14 protein-coding genes are annotated in these 17,779 nt (G+C 70.1%); all 14 read right to left on the minus strand.

Going from position 1 to position 17,779, the window contains the following annotated elements; translation table 11 throughout:
• Positions 1 to 24: 24 nt before the first annotated feature.
• A complete protein-coding gene (locus DEFCA_RS24050) occupies positions 25 to 2,157 on the minus strand; it encodes a methyl-accepting chemotaxis protein (RefSeq protein WP_025322179.1) in 2,133 nt (710 codons plus the stop codon).
• A complete protein-coding gene (locus DEFCA_RS0106270) occupies positions 2,154 to 5,306 on the minus strand; it encodes a hybrid sensor histidine kinase/response regulator (protein ID WP_025322180.1) in 3,153 nt (1,050 codons plus the stop codon). The genes DEFCA_RS24050 and DEFCA_RS0106270 overlap by 4 nt, the downstream gene beginning before the upstream one ends.
• A 28-nt stretch (positions 5,307 to 5,334) precedes the next feature.
• Positions 5,335 to 5,655 carry an STAS domain-containing protein gene (locus DEFCA_RS0106275; protein WP_025322181.1) on the minus strand — a complete coding sequence of 107 codons (321 nt, stop codon included), beginning with the start codon at positions 5,653 to 5,655 and terminating at the stop codon, positions 5,335 to 5,337.
• Positions 5,652 to 6,092, minus strand: a complete 441-nt coding sequence (locus DEFCA_RS20395; protein ID WP_025322182.1) for an ATP-binding protein — start codon at positions 6,090 to 6,092, stop codon at positions 5,652 to 5,654. Before DEFCA_RS20395 ends, DEFCA_RS0106275 begins: the two co-directional genes overlap by 4 nt.
• A 2-nt stretch (positions 6,093 to 6,094) precedes the next feature.
• Positions 6,095 to 7,129, minus strand: a complete 1,035-nt coding sequence (locus tag DEFCA_RS0106285; RefSeq protein ID WP_169709468.1) for a PP2C family protein-serine/threonine phosphatase — start codon at positions 7,127 to 7,129, stop codon at positions 6,095 to 6,097.
• Between the two features lie 535 nt (positions 7,130 to 7,664).
• Positions 7,665 to 9,497 carry a methyl-accepting chemotaxis protein gene (locus DEFCA_RS20400; RefSeq protein ID WP_025322184.1) on the minus strand — a complete coding sequence of 611 codons (1,833 nt, stop codon included), beginning with the start codon at positions 9,495 to 9,497 and terminating at the stop codon, positions 7,665 to 7,667.
• 443 nt (positions 9,498 to 9,940) lie between these two features.
• Positions 9,941 to 10,498, minus strand: a complete 558-nt coding sequence (locus tag DEFCA_RS0106295; RefSeq protein ID WP_025322185.1) for a hypothetical protein — start codon at positions 10,496 to 10,498, stop codon at positions 9,941 to 9,943.
• A gap of 2 nt (positions 10,499 to 10,500) precedes the next feature.
• Positions 10,501 to 11,679, minus strand: a complete 1,179-nt coding sequence (locus DEFCA_RS0106300) for a hypothetical protein (protein ID WP_169709469.1) — start codon at positions 11,677 to 11,679, stop codon at positions 10,501 to 10,503.
• A 74-nt stretch (positions 11,680 to 11,753) separates the two neighbouring features.
• A complete protein-coding gene (locus DEFCA_RS0106305; RefSeq protein WP_025322187.1) occupies positions 11,754 to 12,878 on the minus strand; it encodes an SPFH domain-containing protein in 1,125 nt (374 codons plus the stop codon).
• Positions 12,879 to 13,431: 553 nt separating this feature from the next.
• Entirely contained in the window at positions 13,432 to 13,908 is a 477-nt protein-coding gene (locus DEFCA_RS0106310; RefSeq protein WP_025322188.1) for a MucR family transcriptional regulator, read from the minus strand.
• Positions 13,909 to 14,225: 317 nt separating this feature from the next.
• Positions 14,226 to 14,675: a PaaI family thioesterase gene (locus DEFCA_RS0106315; protein ID WP_025322189.1), complete on the minus strand. Its 450-nt coding sequence runs from the start codon at positions 14,673 to 14,675 to the stop codon at positions 14,226 to 14,228.
• Positions 14,672 to 16,162 carry a class I adenylate-forming enzyme family protein gene (locus DEFCA_RS0106320; RefSeq protein ID WP_051463199.1) on the minus strand — a complete coding sequence of 497 codons (1,491 nt, stop codon included), beginning with the start codon at positions 16,160 to 16,162 and terminating at the stop codon, positions 14,672 to 14,674. Before DEFCA_RS0106320 ends, DEFCA_RS0106315 begins: the two co-directional genes overlap by 4 nt.
• Positions 16,159 to 16,572 (minus strand): VOC family protein, encoded by a 414-nt coding sequence (locus tag DEFCA_RS20405; protein WP_025322191.1) that lies wholly within the window; start codon positions 16,570 to 16,572, stop codon positions 16,159 to 16,161. Before DEFCA_RS20405 ends, DEFCA_RS0106320 begins: the two co-directional genes overlap by 4 nt.
• Positions 16,573 to 16,577: 5 nt before the next feature.
• Positions 16,578 to 17,771 (minus strand): ABC transporter substrate-binding protein, encoded by a 1,194-nt coding sequence (locus DEFCA_RS0106330; protein WP_025322192.1) that lies wholly within the window; start codon positions 17,769 to 17,771, stop codon positions 16,578 to 16,580.
• Positions 17,772 to 17,779: the final 8 nt, after the last annotated feature.

Below are 17,779 nucleotides of genomic sequence, written 5' to 3' on the forward strand. Positions count from 1 at the left end.
TGTGTCGTTTCCGTAAACCCGGACCTATACCTGGAATCGGGCCACCAGCCTCGAAAGGCTCCGGGCCGTCTCCACCAGCTGCTCCATCTGCTCCCGCACGCCGTCGGCCTCGCGGCTGGCCCGTTCCACGGCCTCGGCCACGCCGGACAGATCCCGGGACACCTGCCGCGATCGGTCCGTGACCCCGGTCACCTGCCGGGCCGAGGCGTCCAGCTCGCCCGCCGCCTCGCCCACTCCGTCGGCGATGTGCTTCGTGGTCACCGACTGCTCTTCGACGGCCGCCGCGATGCCGGCCACCACCTCCTCCACCTGGGCGATGCCCTGGGCCACGGACTCGATGTCCGCGCTGGTGGCCTGGGTGGATCCCACGATGGCCTCGATGCGCTCCCGGATCTGCTCGGTGGCCTCGGCGGTCTGCCGGGCCAGCTCCTTGATCTCGTTGGCGACCACCGCGAACCCCTTGCCCGACTCCCCGGCCCGGGCCGCCTCGATGGTGGCGTTCAGGGCGAGCAGCCGGGTCTGCTCGCTGATCTCGTTGATCGTCTGGGTGACCGAGGCGATCCGGTCGGCCGCTTTGGTGAGGTTCGCCACGCGCTCCGTGGCCTGCCGGGCCTGGGTCACCGCCCCGGTGGTGGTCTGCCGGGCCGTCTCGGTGCTCTTGGCGATCTCTCCGATGGTGTCGGCCATCTGGCGGGTGGCATCGGCCACGTCGGCAAGGGTGGAGTTCGCCGAGTTGACCCGTCCGTCCACCTCCTCCAGGGAGTCGGCCAGCTCTCCCGTGCCCCCTGCCATGGCCCCCGTCTCCCGGGCCGACCGCCCCACCGCGTCTGCGATCTGGCCCACGGCGCCCGAGGTCCCTTCGGACACCTGGGCCACCCGTTGCGAGGCGGTCTTCACCCCCTCGACCACGACCCGGACCTTGTCGAGGAACAGGTTGAACCAGTGGGCCATGCGGTCGAACTCGTCCACCTCGTAGGAGCGGGCCTTGGCGTACACGGGGCACTCCCGGCAGTCGGAGACCTTTCCGTCCAACACCTCCCGGCACCGCACGTTCTCTTCAAGGGGCTGCATGGTGCCCGAGTGGCTCCAGCAGGGGTCGTCCACCCCGTACGAGGGGCAGTCCTCGGCACCGCAGTTCCACACCTCGGAGCACACCGGAACCCGGTAGGGCAGCCGGCGGGTGAGGTCGCCCTCGCCCTGGGCCATGTCCTTCAAGATGTCCACGGTGCGGTTCAAGGCCCGGGTGGTCGCCGTACCGAGCCAAAGCAGTACGCCCAGGAGCACCGCCCCGACCACGACCGAGCCGCCCGCGGTGCTCATGCGGGTGCGCCGGGCCGACGCCTCGGCCTCGGCCCGGGCCGTCGTGACCAGGCTCGCCACGGCTTCCTTGGCATCGCGGGCCCGGCCCTTCACCTCCTCCAGGGACCGGCCGATCGCTTCCTCGGCCCGCCACACCGCCACCGCCTCGTCCGCCATGCGGGTGAAGGCCTCCCGGTACCGCTCCACCGTCTCACCCAGCGTCTCGGAGGCGTTGCCCTTGTAGTCCTCCATTTTCTGGTCCCGGAGCTTGGAGACCAGCACGTCGAGGTCCTCGCCGAACTTCTGGATGAGCCCGGGGTCACGGTGCAGGAAGAGGTTCTTGGCGTCCTCCCGGCACGGCACCAACGCCTCGCGGAGGTACGAGAACCACCGGACCTTCTCGGCCAGCTCCTCCTCCACGGCCGCGAACTCCTTGCGGGTGCCCTCCTCCGGGCCGAACCCCAGCTGCTCCATTCCGTCGGCCCACCCGCTCAGGTCACCGGCCAACCGTCCCACGGCCTGGGACAGACCCGACAGGGCCGAGGCCAACGGGCCGGCGGCGCCCTGGGCCACCGAGTCCAGGTCCGCCCGGACCCCGTCCCGCACCTCGGCCACGTTCGACCGGAAGGCTTCGATCTTGTCGGAGGTCATGTGGGTGACCTCCGAGGCGATCCGCAGGGCCGCGATCTCGGCGTCCGCCACCGCCCGGAGGGCCTCGGTGGCCCCCCCCACCTGGCGTACCCGGGCCCCCACCGCCGTGAGCCCCACCGATGCCGCCACCGTGATCCCCGCCATGCCCACCACGGCCACCCCCACCGACACCCACACCTTTTGGCGAAACGACAGGCGCCACCTCATGCGTATTCCTCCGTGCGCAGAATGCGGGCCACGCTGGCCAGGAGCTCGTCCCGGTCCAGCTTCACCTGGTAGTCGGTCACCCCAGCCTCCCGGCCCCTGGCGATGTCCTCGTCCTCCGCCAACGTGGTTAGCGCGACCACCGGCAGGTGCCGGAACCGCTCGTCGGCCCGGATCTTGCGGGTCAGGGCCAGTCCGTCCATGTTGGGCATCTCGATGTCGGTGACCACGGCATCGATCCTCTCCCCTTCCCGGCACAGGATGTCCCACGCCTCCTGGCCGTCCTCCGCCTCGAGCACCGCGTAGCCGGCCTCACGGAAGAACCCGGCCACCTGCCCCCGGAAAAAGGCCGAGTCCTCCGCCACGAGCAGGGTGGCCCCTTCCCGGGCGTCGGTCTCCTCGGCCTCGTACGCCTGGAACCAGTCCGGGTAGGAACGGCGGGCCACGTCCACCACGTCCACCACCAAAACCGTCTCGCCTTCGATCACCGTGGATCCCGCGATGCCCGCCTGGACCAGGGTCTCCCGGTCCACCTCGATGCGCCCCTGGTACGCGTCCACCGGGCCGGTGGCCAGCAGGCCCGCCGATCGGCCCGGCAGCCGCACCACGAGCACCACCGGCTCGGCGTCCTCGTCGGGCACCCCCACCTGGGCCACGTCGTCCAGGGCCAGCAGGGGCAGGATGCCCCCCTTGTACTGCAGGACCCGGCGTCCTCCGACCGTGGCGATATCGTCGCGCTTCACCCGCTCGATCCGCTGCACCACGTCCAGGGGCAGGGCGAAACGCTCGGTCGGGGCGTAGCGGAACAGGAGCAGGTGCTCCTCGCCCACCGCGCCACGCCGGGCCTGCTGTTTCACCTCAGCGGCCCGGGCCGATCCCTCCACGCTGGTGAGCTGGGCGAGGCGGGCCACCCCCGGCACGTCCAGGATCAGGGCCACCCGCCCGCTTCCCATGATGGTGGCGCCTGCGTAACACCCGCACCCCTTCAGGTGTCGGCCGAGCGGCTTCACCACGATCTCCTCTGCGTCCAGGAGCTCGTCCACGACCAGGCCGTATTGGAACGCGCCGGCGTTGGCCACCACGATGTTCACCGCGCTGGCGGTCCGGCGATCGGGCCCCCCGCGCCGGTCCTCGTGTTGGGACGCCGCCTCGTCCGGGTCCGTCCCCGGATCGTCCAGCGAGAGACGTCTCCCCCTGCGGTCGGCCAGGGACCGCCGCCGGTCCTCCCGTTCCTCGCCCGTGGCCGGATCGCGGTACTTGGGAGACAACCCGAGCACGTCCGCCAACCGCACCAGGGGAAGCAGCCGGTCCCGCAGCCGCACCACCTCGGCGTCCCCCACGATCTCGATGCGCTCCTTCACCTGCGACGCCGGGATACGCAGGAGCTCGTCCATGTTGACCTGGGGGATCGCGAAGGCCTGGCCCCCGGCGGCCACGATCTGGCTGGGGATGATAGCCAGGGTCAGGGGCAGCTTGATCCGAACCGTGGTCCCCCGGCCCGGCGCCGAGTCGATGTCCACCACCCCCCCCAACTTGTCCAGGTTGGTCTTCACCACGTCCATGCCCACCCCCCGGCCGGACACGTCCGTGACCTGCTCGGCCGTGGAGAAGCCGGGCAGAAAGATCAGCCCCACCTTCTCCTTCTCGGACATGGCCCGGGCCTGCTCCGCTCCCACCAGGCCCTTCTCGATCGCCTTGGCGACGATCTTCTCGGCGTCGATCCCCCGGCCGTCGTCCGAGATCTCGATGTTCACGTGGCCGGCCTCGTGGAACGCTCGCAGGGAGACCCGGCCCTTGGCCGGCTTTCCGGCGGCCAGCCGCTCGCTGGGGGTCTCCAGCCCGTGATCCACCGCGTTTCGCACCAGGTGGGTCAGGGGGTCGTTCAGGCCCTCGATGATGGTTTTGTCCAGCTCGACCTCGTTGCCCTCGACCTCCAGCTCGACCTCTTTGCCCAGCTTCCGGGCCAGATCGCGCACCACCCGGGGGAACTTGCCGAAGATCTTGCCCACCGGCTGCATCCGGGTGAGCATGATCGTCTCCTGGAGCTCGGAGGTGATCAGGTCGATGCGCTGGGCGATCCGGTCCACGCCGGCGGCGCCGGTGGTGACGGCCTGCAGGAGCTGGTTGCGGCTCAACACCAGCTCGCCGGCCAGGGTCATCAGGTTCTCCAGCAGGCTCACGTGAACGCGGATGCTGGTCTCGGCCGGTCTGCCGTGGTCCTTGGAACGCGCGGTTTCCCCCTGGGGCGCTGGCTTCGGGTCCGGGTGGGAGGGGCCGGGGTCCTGGGGAGCTGCCGGTGCCGGATCGGGCGCGGCCGCGGGGGTGGCCACGAGGGTGGTGGGCTCCTTCTCGGGCGCCACCGGCTCGGGCGGGGCGTCCTGGAGGTTCGCCTCCCCCAGCACGTGGATCCGTTCCTCGGGCAGGTCGAACACGCCCGAGGCGATGTCGGTCCCCACGATGGTGGCATAGAGCACCAGGAACGGGAGCGCCCGGGGTAGGGCCTCCGAGTCCAGCCCGCCCACGACCCCCAGGTCCACCTTGGCGTCGAGGATGACGCCCCCGTCCTCCAGCTCCTGGAGCACCGTGAGAGGGGAGCGCCCCTGGCGCTGCACGTCGTGGATCAGGTCGTACTCGAACACGTAGAGGTTTTTCCCACCCTTGGTCGCCTGCTCCAGCTCGAACCGGCTCACGGTGAACACCGGGCCGCGGCCGTCGAGCACCACCTGCACCCGCTCGGACACCGTGGGCTTGCGCTCCTCGGGCACATTGGCCGTGGTCAACCCCTCCAGGGCCACCACCAGCTCCGACACGTCCGCGTCCCGCCCCCCGTCCACGTCCTGCAGCAGATCCCTGAGGCGGTCGAACCCCTGGAGGAGCAGGTTGATCACGTCGGGGTTGGGGACCAGCTCCTTGCTCCGGAACAGGCCCAGCACGTTCTCCAGCTTGTGGGCCAGCTGGTTGATGGCCGTGAGCCCCAGGAACCCGGCACCGCCCTTGATGGAGTGGGCCGCCCGGAACACCTTGTTCACCAGCTCCTCGTCGGCGCCGGCACCGGCCTGCTCGATGGCCAGCAGGTCGGACTCGATGTCCTCCAGGTGGTCCAGGGACTCCTCCACGTACATCTGCAAGGTTTCGTCGTCGAGGATCGTCATCGTTCGCTCCCGATGTTGGTGGAATCCCTCAACCGGAGCCGTCCGGCCCCGGCTCCAGCGCCAGGTGTCGATCGAGCCGCATCGATCTCAGGAGCCGAGCCACCTCCGGGCTCGTCCCCACGACCCTCACCCGCCCCCCCTTGGGGGTGACCGTGTTGTGGGTGGCGATCAGCAGCCCGATCCCGAGGGAGTCGATCTGGTCGATCCCCGCCAGGTCGAACACCACCTCCACCGCCCCGGCCCGCACGGCCTCGAGCAGGCGGGGCTTCAGGTCCTCGGCCACCGAGGCCACCAGCCCCGGCTCCGGCCGCACCCGCACCGCGTTCTCCCTTTGCTCGATCACGCTCATTCCCTCACCTCCGTCGCCAGGTCCGCCGGTTCGGGCCGGCAGACGATCCGGATCTCGTTTCCCCGCCCGATGAACTCCACCTCGTCCCCGTAGAGTCGAATCAGGGCGATCCCCCGGCCCTCGGATGCGGTCGGGACCGGCACCCTTTCCAGATGGGGTCTCCAGTCGAAGCCAGGTCCGTCGTCCGCCACCCGGGCCTCCCACCGCTGCGGGCCCACGGTGACCTCCACATCCACCCCCGATCCTCCCCCCCGCTTGCAGCCGTGGCGCACGGCGTTCACCAAAGCCTCCCGCAGCGCCAACCGGAACCCGAAGCTGGCCCTCCGGCATGCTTCCGGTGGCAACAAGGCCCCCACCGCCTCCACGACCCGGTCCACGGCCCGGTAGTCGGGGTCGATGCGCACCCGGAACCGGCGGGTCCCCCCCGGATCGGTCATGCCTACACCTCCACTCCCAACAGCACGATGTCGTCCGTCTGGCCCTCCCCCTCCCCCACCAGCCGCGACGCGATCTCGGCCACGGCCAGCTCCACCGGGTAAGACCGGACCTCCTCGGCCACGGATTCGAGGATGCCGGCCACCCTCTGGCGCTCGCCCACGGACCGGGCCACCGCCTCCACGAGCCCGTCGCTGAAGGCGTAGAGCCGCGACCCGGGGGGGGCCGGTACCCGGAGCTCCGGGGTATCGATCCGGGGGTACACCCCCAATACGTCGCCCCGGGCCTCGAGGAACCGGGGCGACCCGTTCAGCGGGACCCACAGGGGAGAGGGATGCCCTGCGGAGGCCAGGGTGAGGAGACCCCGCACCACGTCCACCCGGGCAAACAGGGCGGTCACGTACCGCCCGTCCCCCAAGACCGGCCGCAGCCCCTCGTTCAGGAGCCCCAGAACCGCGGCGGGGTGGGGGTCGCGAGCCACGGCCAGGGCCGTGATGCTCTTCAGCGCGCCGGTCACGTACGAGGCCCCCAGGTCATGGCCCACGGTGTCCGCCACCAGCACACCGAACGACCCGTGGGCCAACGGGACCACGTCGTAGAAGTCGCCGCCGGCCTCGAGGGCGGGCGCGTACACCGCGCCGAACCGCACCCCGGGCACCTCGCCGGGGCGGGGAAGGAGTCGCCGTTGGGCCGCCGTGAGGGAACCGGTCTTGCGGGTCTCACGCCTTCGGTGGGCCGACCACCTGCGGCGATAGGCCACGTGAAGGCGGATCCGGTCCGCCAGGGCGTCCAGGTCCGGGTCGGCCGGCACCGCGTCGTCCATGCCGTCGGCCCGGCAGCCCAGGCACACCCACGCCGCTCCGTCCACGTCCTCCGGAGGGTCCGGCAGGGGGGCGGAGGTGAGAACCACCTCCACCCCTTCGGACTCCACGAGGTACCGGGCCTCTTCCGGCGCAGCCGTGAGCACCGCGAACCCCCGGGAGGCCAGCTCGCGCCGGATCCGATCCCGGACCCCGGCGTCCGGATGGGCCACGAGCACCGTTGCCTCCATAGGAGAATCGCTGACCACCGGTCCTTCCCCGCTCTCTTCCCCCGGCAAAAAAGAAGGGCCTCGTCCCCTTCCACGGCCCTTTCGCGGCATGCCCCCTCTTGCAACAAACATCGGATCGGCGCAGGGGGGGAAAACTTGAGCCCCCTGCGCAAAAAAAGAAAACTCTCACAAAACAATTGCACCTCTCGGCCCGGGAGGTCCGCATCACGCCGAAGAAAATGGGCCGGGGACGAACCCGGCCCTGCCAGAAAAGACGCCAAAAACATGACAATCGAAGCCGAATCTTAAGGGAGGCCCCCACGCCGCGGTCGAGAGCAGGGGAGGGCCCGCGGAGGCCCCGACATATACAAACATTGTTTTGCCCCACTCTTTTCCAATGAAACCTGCCACATCGCCGTTCCCCGAGGGGAAAGAGGCCCGGCCAAGGGTCCGGGAGCCGAGAGTCCGGTCCGCCTCATACCAAGTTGCATCCAAAGCCGGCGACTTGGGGGCCGTTGGCCCGGAGCGCTACGGCAACCTGGTATCAGGTGCTGAACCGGTTCGTGAGGTGCCGCAGCTCGTCGGCCTTCTTCGCCACGGTGTCGGCCGTGCGGGCGATCTCCTCGCCGGCACGGGTGTTCTCTCCCACCCCCTGAGCGATCTGGTCCAGGTTCATGGCCAGGTGCTGGATCGTGGCCGTCAGCTCCTCGGTGGCCGCCGCGATCTGCTCCACCTGGGCGGCCGCTCCGCTCACCTCACTTTCCACCTCGGCCATGGCACCGGCCGCCCTCCGCCCCAGATCCCTCCCCTGGGCCACCGCCGACACGCCCTCTTCCATCGCATCCACCGCCCGGCGGGCCTCGGCCTGGATCCCTTCGACGGTCCGGGCGATCTGCTGAGTGGCCTTCACGGTGTCCGCCGCGAGCTTGCGCACCTCGTCCGCCACCACGGCGAAACCGCGACCGTGCTCGCCCGCCCGCGCTGCCTCGATGGTGGCGTTCAGGGCCAGGAGCTTCGTCTGGTCGGCGATCTCCTTGATCGTCCGGACGACCACGTCCACCTTCTCGGCCTCGGCGCCGAGCCCTTCCACCACCCGCCCGGCTCCGGCCACCACCTCCGCGATCCGTTCGAGGGACTCCCCGGTCTCCCGCACCATCCGACCCGCCTCCGCAGCCCTGCCCCGCGCCCGGTCCGCGGCCTGGGCCACACCTGCCGCGTTCTGGCTCACCTCCTGCACCGTGGCTCCCATCTCCTCGCCGCTCGCGGCCAGCACCTGGGTCTGCTGCGACACCTCCTCGGTGCTCGCCGCGATCTGGGTGGTGGTGGCCGACAGCTCCTCGCTCACCGCGGCCATCTCCCCGGCCGACTCCTTCACCTGCTCCACCATGTAGCGGATCTTGTTGGTGAAGATGTTCACCCAGTTGGCCAGTTGGTCGAACTCGTCCTGCTCGGCCGCCTGAAACACCTCGCAGGTGGCACAGTCGGTGACCTTGCCGGAGAGCACCGACGGGCACTGGATCTTTTCCGGGATGAGCTGCATGGACCCCACGTGGCTCCAGCAGGCCTCCTGTCTGCCGAAGCAGACGCACTCGTCGTGACCGCAGTCCTTGACCCCGGCGCAGTCCACGTATCGCAGGGGGATGCTCTTCGTGAGGTCGCCGTCACCTTCCGCCATCTCCTTCAGGCTCTTCACGAAACCCCGCATGCGGCGGGTCACGAACCGGTCCTGGAGGAACCAGGTACCGAGAGTGGCGGCCAAAAGCCCTACGAGACCCGCCCCGACCCCGGTCCACACGCTCGCCCGACGGGCCGAGGTCACGAAGTCTCGGGTCTCCTCCTCCGTCCGAGCCGTGGCGGCCAGCGCGTACCGGACGTACAGGATGCCGGCGAGCGTTCCCGGTGCCGCCCCCCCGTGGCACTCTGCACACTCCTGCCGGAACCGATGGGCCCGCGCCACGATGACTTCGTCGCCCCGGGGCACCACCACCGGATCCTTCGACCCCACCGCCTGCCGGACCGCGTCCGGGTCGAACCGCACGCCCGCCGAGGCACCCCCGCTCGCATAGACAACCGTGCCGTCCGGGTCCGTCAGCCCGATCTCGATCAGCCCCTCCACGCTTCCCAGGTCCGTGAGAAGCTCCTGAAACCCCGCCATCTCCCCCTTCTCCAGCGACCCTTTCGTGCCGATCTCCAGGCTCGAGAACACGGTGCGGGCCTGGCCGATCGCCGACGAGCGCAGCGTTTCGATGCTGCGCTCCCCCAGCTCCTCCAGCGCCGCAGTGGAGCGGGCGGTGGAGATCCAGGTGCTGCCCCCGAACGCCAGCAGGAGAACCCCCACCAGAAAACCGCAGACCTTCCCTTGGATTCCGACGCGCATGGCACACTCCTTTCCAGCAACTTCGGTCGACGGTCGTTGGTCGTCGGTGCTCCGTGCCTGCGCGGCGAATCTCAATGCCCGGCTTCGCGCGCGGCCGGAAGCAGGCCCCATGGCTCCGCCACCAACAATGGCTCCGGGCCCACGCAAGTTACCCTTTCCCGTTGCCCGGCCCCGCAGGGGCCTGGCTGGACTTCCAAAGAACGGAGGATGGGAACCGATGGACGGTGAAACCAGGGAGAACCGAGGGAGGGAACCCACAGAGGAATTTCCAGAACAGACCTCTCTCCGGCTTGGGGGCTCGGATGGCCCAATTCCTGCGAACCTTCCGGGTTATTATCGGAGGGGAAGATTTCGGACTTTAGAACTCTTTAAAAAAATTTTCCGAGCGGCAGGCGGGTGGAGGGATGGTGGGGGGGGATCCCCGGCGGAGGGGCCCTTTCCTCTCAGGTGGCGACACCCCAAGCCTTCGCCAGGGTCGCCACCCAGGGCGGGCAGGCCCCCCTTTCCAAGAACCCCTCCCAGGTCGGATACCCCCCGCGCACCACGTACTCGAGGAGCGCCCGGAACTGGGTGGTGGAGAACTCGTACGGGCCGATGGTTGCCAGGTCCCGAGCGGGAGTCCATGTGATCGGGATCGTCACCCTGCGGGCCCACCGTGCCAGCACCCGCTCCACCTCGGGCCGGGTCCGGTGGCCCTCGAGCCTCTGACGAAAGGCGGCCTGGTCCTTTGGGAACGGCCACCTGCGGTACACCTCGCCCAAGTACCCCTCGAACCGCTCTCCCCGGATCGCCCCCACCAGGTCCCCGATCGCCCGACGGGAGGCGAACCGGTATCCGCGCAGGTCGGCCCTCCCGCCCGAGGTTGGGGGGATCTCCGCGAGGGTCCCGCAGAAGTCCGTACAAAAGAAGCTCAGGTCTTCGAGCAGCAGGCTGTCGGTCTCGATGTTGTAGAAACCGAACACGATCGTGCCGTGGGATCGGGATGGAAACGCAAGCGGCATCGTCAGATCCCCCTTCCGCGCTCCAGGGCTGCCGCCGGAACGGCGGCTCCGGTCGCCTCTTCCACCCACTCGGCCCCTTGTCGCCGGAACGGCAGGAGCACCAGGCCCGCCCGGCGCACCCGCAGGCGTGCGGTGAGCACGGCCCGGCGCTTCCGGTACTGGGTTCCGGCCAGCTCGGCCAGCACCGGTTTGAGGCTCTGGGCGGCTTCGCCGAGGGGCAGCCGGGCCGGCTCCACCTCGACCGCGGCCGGCGGGAGGCGGTCGAGCCCGCCAGCCGGCAGGTCGGCGAGCGTCAGGTTCCGGCCGATCCGCAGGAACAACCGGGGGTGGGCCTTGAACGCCGGGATCCGCACCACCGCCGGCCGGCCCTCGTCGCCGTCGGAGGGCCTCCAGTACGGAACCGCCCACCGCACCAGGCCGGCCCGGCTCCGGAACGGCAACCCCCTCGCCGAGATCTCCAACTCCCAGAACGGCAGATACCGCGCCTCCGAGCTCCGGGCCGGCCGAACCGTGAACGGCAGCGGCGCGAGCCTCGCCCCCCGCGGCCACCACCCCCGGCCGCACCGGCCGCACCAGAACCCCACCGCGTGGGCCACCGTGGGCAGGTCGTCCCCGCACTCCGGGCACCGCAGGGCCAGGAACCGGTGCCTCCACTCCCGGGGCGGCTCGTCCAGCCCCTTGCGCAGACTAAGCGCCTCGGCTCGGCCGAGGAGGCCGGACGGTCCGTCCGGAAACAAGGCGGTCAGCCCCCAGTGCTCCCCCGCCCGCTCCAGGGCGAACGGCGCCCACAGCACCGCCGCCACCTCCCCCACCAGCCGCCGGACCGGGGCTGGCCCGGCCGAGAGCCCCTCCACCCGCGCCTCGGAGACGGCCACGGCGTCACCAAGGGAGAGGTCGGGCCACAGCACACGGCCCGCCTCCGGCACCCCCATGCGAAACGGAACCACCTGGGGTCGGATCCCCAGGCCGGACCCCTCTCTCACCCCCCGGCGGGCGTTCACGGTGGCGTCCAGGAGGATCCCCTCGGTGCTCCGCTCCCTCACCCGGTACCACAGGCCCCGAAACCGCCAGTAGGGGAACCACACGAGCCCGGGGGGAGGAGGATCCACGAGGGGCCAGTGGTAGACCAAGGGGCCCGCGGCCCGGACGTAGAGAGCCGTTCGGCAATACAGGCAGGGCACCACTGGATCGCCGACCCCTAGGACCACGGGGGCCGCGCACCGCGGGCAGGTGGTCTCGGCCCCGGGCCAGGGGCCTACTCCGTCAGACGGGTTCCGCATGCGTTGCAGAACACGGCCTCCGGCCGGTTCTCGGCGCCGCAGGCCCCGCAGGTCCGGCTGCGCGGCCGGGCGTCGGCCGGGGCGCCGCACGCGGGGCAGAACCGCGCCCGGGCCGTCAGGTTCTTGCCGCAACCGGCGCACCGGCGCGCCACCAAGAGCTGGTGACCGCAGTGGGGGCAGAACCGGGCGTCATCGCCCACCGGCAGGCCGCACTCCGGGCATGGGGCGGACCCGCTGGCCGGCGCCCTGTCGAGGGAACCCATGCCTGAGAGAAGCCCGGGCAGGATCATCCCCAGGCCCAGCCCCATGGCTCCTTCGGCCGGCCCGCCGGCGTCGGCCGCCCGCTCCAGCGCCTCGGCCACCTTGAGCTTCATGAGCTCGTCCAACCGGTCGCCCACCGCGCCCAGCCGGGTGCGGTCGTCGATGGCCCGCTGCACCTCGTCCGGCGGGGTGATGGCGTTGATGTACAGGGCGTCCAGGGCCAGCCCGTACCCGGCCAGATCCTGCGCCAGCCGTTCGTGAAGCCCCCGGGCCAGCTCCTCGTACCGGGTGGGCAGGTCCAGGAGCGAGCCCAGGTTCTCCCCCAGGTGGTCGTTCAACCGGGACACGATCACCTCGCCCAGGTACGCCTCCAGCGTGTCCACCGTGTAGGAAGCCTCGGTGCCCACCAGGGTGTTCACGAAAAGAACCGGCTGAACCACCCGCACGTTGCACATCCCGTGCGCCCGGAGCCGGACCAAGCCGAACTCCCGGTCCCGGAACGCCACGGGATCTCGGGTGCCCCACCTCAGGTTCGCGAACACCTTGAGGTTGACGAAGTACACCTCGGCCCGAAACGGGCTGGTGAACCCCCAGGGCAGGGCCAGGGCCTTGGTCAGCAGCGGGACGTTCTTGGTGATGAGGGTGTGGCGGCCCGGGCCCAGGGCATCACAGGCCACGCCGCCCGAAAAGAACACGGCCGCCTGGCTGTCGCGCACGATCACCTGGGCCCCCACCTTGAACTCACCGGATCCGCGCTCCGGGATCCGGTGGGCCACCTCCCGGCCGGAGGGGTCGAACCACTCGATGACCTCGAGGAACACCACGTTGTCCTTGCCCATGGCTGCCTTCCATGTAACTTCGTAACTTCGGTCGTCGGTCTACGGTCAACGGTCGTCGGTCTGGGGCCTCCGGCCCGCTAAGCGGCTGGACATCTGGACGGCCGGGCGGCTCTTGAGCCCCGACGCCAGGGCTTCGGGGGGCATGGGTTTCAGGGACCAGGATTCAGCGGGCCGAAGACAGGAAAAGACCACGGGCACGCTCCTGCATCCGACGTTGCAACCTGTCCTCTGAATTCTGTTTTCTGGTTCCTGAACCGCAGGCCCCATGCCCGCCGCCGACAACGGCCCGAACCAACGCACGTTACCCTTCTCCGTTGTAGGGTCCCCCAGGGCCAAAGGGGCTTCCCTGTAACCTCGGTCCACGGTCTTCGGTCTCCTGGCCCCCAGGGTGAGGGGCTCTCGCCAACCCGGCGGCGGGGGCCTGGTGGAGCGCCCGCCCATCTCACGGGCCGAGGCCCCTAAGATTTTCTCTAGTCTCTAGTTTCTAGTCTCCCAAAAAAGACAGCCCGGATCGGGCGATTCGATCCGGGCCGTGTCTGCCTCGCTCGCGGGGCTACCCCTCCTGTTGCGCCTTGCGCTTGGCCGCCCGGGCGGCCCGGGCCTCGACCAGCTTCTCCGCCAGCCCCAGCTCGGCAGCCATGCGTTTGCGCTGTTCCGAGTACTCCTGAGACACCAGCGGGGTGTTGGTGGGCAGCCCGAACTTGGTCAGGTAGGCCTTCGGATCGAGGCCGTGGGCGGTGTGGAGATGGCGCTTCAGGGTCTTCATCCCCTTGCCGCAGATCATGCAGTAGATCTTGTCCTTGCCGAAGGCCACGTCCGGCGGCACCACGGGCTGGGCCGGGGCCTCCTCGCCGGACTCCTCGGCTTCCTCGGCCACCTCCTCCTCGGCCACCTCCTCGCCGGCCAGGGTGGCCAGTTTCCGGTACACCTTGTCGATCTCCGCCAGCAGATCTTCCTGGCCCATTTCGTTCATGGATGCGTGGGAAGCGACGATGTCGGCAGTGAGCTGAAGCAACAAACGTTTGTCCATGGGGGGTCCTCCTAATGTGAGCGTTGCGAACGGCACGGGTTATATAACGGACCCACCCAACTTATGCAAGCCCTTCAGAAAAAAAATGTCGATACGCGCTCAAGACAGTCTTTCAAGACGGTGCGCGACCGCAGAACCTAGCTTGCCCCAGGCAGTTGGAGCGTGGTTCCCGTAGCTGAGATGCGCTGGTACACATTCGCGCAGGTTTTTCGGACACACACCTCCGCTCCGCACGACAACGGCGGTGCGAAGCAGCCACGGGCCGTTCGTGGTTCGTTGTTCGGTTGGGCAGCATCGGATCCATTCGCGCCGGATCCTCATCCGGAGGGGTCCAGGAAGGGGACGGGGGTACCCAGCCGGTAGGCTAGGGCCTGGGCCGTGGCCACCACCTCGCCGCTGTCCCGGGTCACCCGGATGTGGTAGGTGGCCGTGCGGCGGGTCAGGGCAACCTCCCTCGCCTCGGCCACCAGGCGCTCCCCGGGCCTGGCCGAGCTCACGTAGGTGACCGACAGGTTCAGGGCGAAGGCGGTGACCCCGTGGGAGTTGCAGGCGATCTGGAAGGCCTCGTCCAGCAGGCTGAACAGGGCTCCGCCGTGGACCGTGCCAAAGAGGTTGGTCATGTCCTCGCCGGGCACCATCTCCACCCGGCAGGCCCCGGGCTCCACCTCCAGGAGGCGCAGCCCCATCCGGTTGGCGTAGGACTCCCGCTCGGCCGCTTGGGCGATAGCCCGGCACGCGGCGGCTGCGTCCGGCCCCTTATGGCTCATGGTTCGATTCCTTTCCACAGATCCCTGAGGGCGTCCTTGCGGACCTTGCCGAGCTCGGTCCGGGGCAGCCGGGCCACGAAGGTCACGTCCCGGGGGCACTTGAACCGGGCCAGGCGGCGGGAGCACCACGCCCGGAGATCCTCTGTCGAGGCCTCCGCACCGGGCCGGAGCTCCACGAAGGCGTGGCCGGCCTCGCCCCACCGGGGATCCGGCACGCCGATCACGGCCGCGTCGGCCACGGCCGGGTGGGCACGAAGCACCGCCTCCACCTCGGCCGGGTACACGTTCTCCCCGCCCGAGATGAACATTTCCTTGGCCCGCCCTGCCAGGTACCAGTATCCGCCCTCGTCCACCCGGCCCAGATCCCCCGTGCGGAACCACCCCCGGGCGAAGGACCTCCTCGTGAGCTCCGGGTCGTTCCAGTACTCCAGCATGAGGGCGGGGCCCCGAACCCGGATCTCGCCCACCCCCGACCGGATGGGCCCCAGCCGCAGCTCGGCATGGCGCACCGGCCGGCCCACCGTGCCCGGCCGGTCCCGGAGATCGTCGGCCGAGGCCCACAGCACGATCGAGGTCTCGGTCTGGCCCAGGAGCTGGCGCACCTCCACCCCGGCCTCGAGGCACGAGGCGATCATCTCCGGCGGCACCGGCTCCCCACCCACCCCGCACACCCGAAGCCCCTGCAGGCACCCTACCCCGCCCGCGTCCAGGACCCGCCGGAGCACCGTGGGCACGGCCAGGAAGTGGGTGATCCGGTCCTCCGTGAGGGTGCGGGCCACCCGCTCGGCGTCGAACCGGGGATGCAGCACCACCGTGGCGCCGGCGTAGAGGGCCGGCACCACCTGGATGAACAGGGCGCCCGAGTGGAACAGCGGCAGCACCACCAGCATCCGATCCCCCACGCCGACCTCGAGGAACTCCTGGGCGTTCAGGGCGTTGAAGAACCCCTTTCGCACGGGGAGAAGCGCCCCCTTGGGCCGGCCCGTGGTGCCCGAGGTGTAAAGGAGCGCCTGGGGCGCGTCCGGCCCGCGGCCGGCGCAGGGGGCGGGCGCAGCATCTCCCGCCGGGGCCCCCTGGAGGAACGAGACCACCCGGCCGGACCGCTCCACCTCGGCGGCGAGCCGGTCGCGCAACCCCGGCTCCACCACCACACACCGGGGATCGGCGTCGCGGAGCCGGTACGCGGTCTCCTCGGGCGCCAGGCGGGCGTTCCAGGGGTTGAACACCGCCCCGAGCCGGCTGGCGGCCAGGAACAGGAACACCACGTGGGGATGATTCCGGTGCAGGCATGCCACCCGGTCCCCCGGCCCGACGCCCAGAGACCGAAGCCATCGGGAGGTCCGGTCCACCTCCTGTTCCAGCCGGGCCCAGGTCCACACCCGGCCCTCGAACTCGAGGCCGGGCTCCTCCGGCCGACGCGCCGCCCAGGTGGCCACCCACCGGTCGGGAGACATGGCCCGCGCCAGGTCGATCCCACCCCTTCTCACGCCCCCGCCTCCACGAGCTCCAGCAACCCGCCGGACACCGGGTCCTCCACGAACGCGATCCGGCCGTGGAGCCCCGGCCGGGGGAACCCCTGGAGCACGCCCACCCCGTCCCGCCCGAACGAGGCCAGGCAGCCGTCCAGGTCCTCGACCCGGACGGCCAGGTGATGGACCCCAGGCCTCGGCCGGATGGCACGGGGGTCGATCCCCTCCACCTCTCCGGCGAACCACAGCACCTCGACCCCGCCCCCCAGGTACACCCGGGCCTCGAGCCCGATCTCCGGGATCGAGCGGATCACCGGGGGACCGAGGAGCGCGTCGAAGGCGCAGGCCGCTGCTTCCAGGTCCTCCACCACGAACCCCACGTGGTCGAACCGGGCGGGGGGAGCCCCCGCCCGGTTCGACGCTGCCACCGCGCTCAGAGCGGGCTCTCCACGAGCTTGCCGTCGCGGATGCCCAGCCACCCGCTGATCGGAACGAACCGGCCGCCCTGCACCTCCACCATGAACCCCTGGTCCTGGGCCTGGTGGTCACCCGGGCCGAACGACACCGGCGGGATGATGCCGTTCTCCCAGTTCTGGATCGACTCCAGGGCCTGGATCAGCTTCTCCCGGGTCAGGTCCTTGCCGGCCCGCTTGAGCCCCTCGCAGAACAGCTTGGTGTAGAAGTAGCCGTACAGGTTGTAACGGTTGGGCTCGTGGCCCGGACGGTACTTCTTGAGGATCTTGCGGTACTCCTGCATGGCCGGGGAGTCGTCCCGCACCGGGTCGGGCCACAGGGACAGGCCCCAAACCCCCTCGCCCACGCCGCCCGACAGGATCAGGAACTTCTCGTCGGTGAGCGGCCCCGACGAGATCAGCTTGGTCTTCTTGAGCCCGATCTTGGCGGCCTCCTTGAGCACCTGGGCCCCGGGGCCCGGCACCAGGGCCAGCAGGCAGGCGTCCAGGCCGGCCTGGGCGATCTTGGCCACCTGGGGCGCCACGTCGGTGGCCCCGCGCTTCACGGACTCGGCCGCCGCGATCTTCAGCCCCTTGGCCTTAAGCTCCTTCTTCAGGGTGTTCAGGAAGAACTTCCCGTAGGCGTCGTCCTGGTAGATGATGCCGATCCGCTTGAACCCCTTCTTCTCGACCAGCCACCGGGTCACGATCTGGGTCTGGGTGTCGTAGTACGTGAACGAGGTGAACACGTACTTCTTGCCGTGGAGCCTCGAGCTTCCCTGGAACGGGAACATCAGGGGGACCTTCTTCTGCTCCAGGTACGGCACCACCGCCATCACCGGGGACGTGCCCTGGTTGATCAGAATGCAGAAGACCTGGTCCTGCTCCACCAGCCGCTTCATGTTGGCCACGGCGTCCTGGGGCTTGTACCCGTCGTCGTACCACTTCCACTCGATCTTGCGGCCGTGGATGCCGCCGCTTTGGTTCACGTACTCCAGGTACGCCTCGATGCCGGCGATCTCCTCGGTGCCCGGGAACACCAGGGGCCCCGAGAACGACTGGGACGTGCCGATCAGGATCCGGTCGGCCGTCACCCCCACCTCGGCCGCCGCCGGCGCCGCCACGCCCAGGAGAACCGCCGCCAGGGTTGCCAGCCACCACGTCGTTCGCCTCATGAGTGCAC

Origin of the sequence: Deferrisoma camini S3R1, from assembly GCF_000526155.1 — a bacterium.
Classification (GTDB): Bacteria; Desulfobacterota; Deferrisomatia; order Deferrisomatales; family Deferrisomataceae; genus Deferrisoma; species Deferrisoma camini.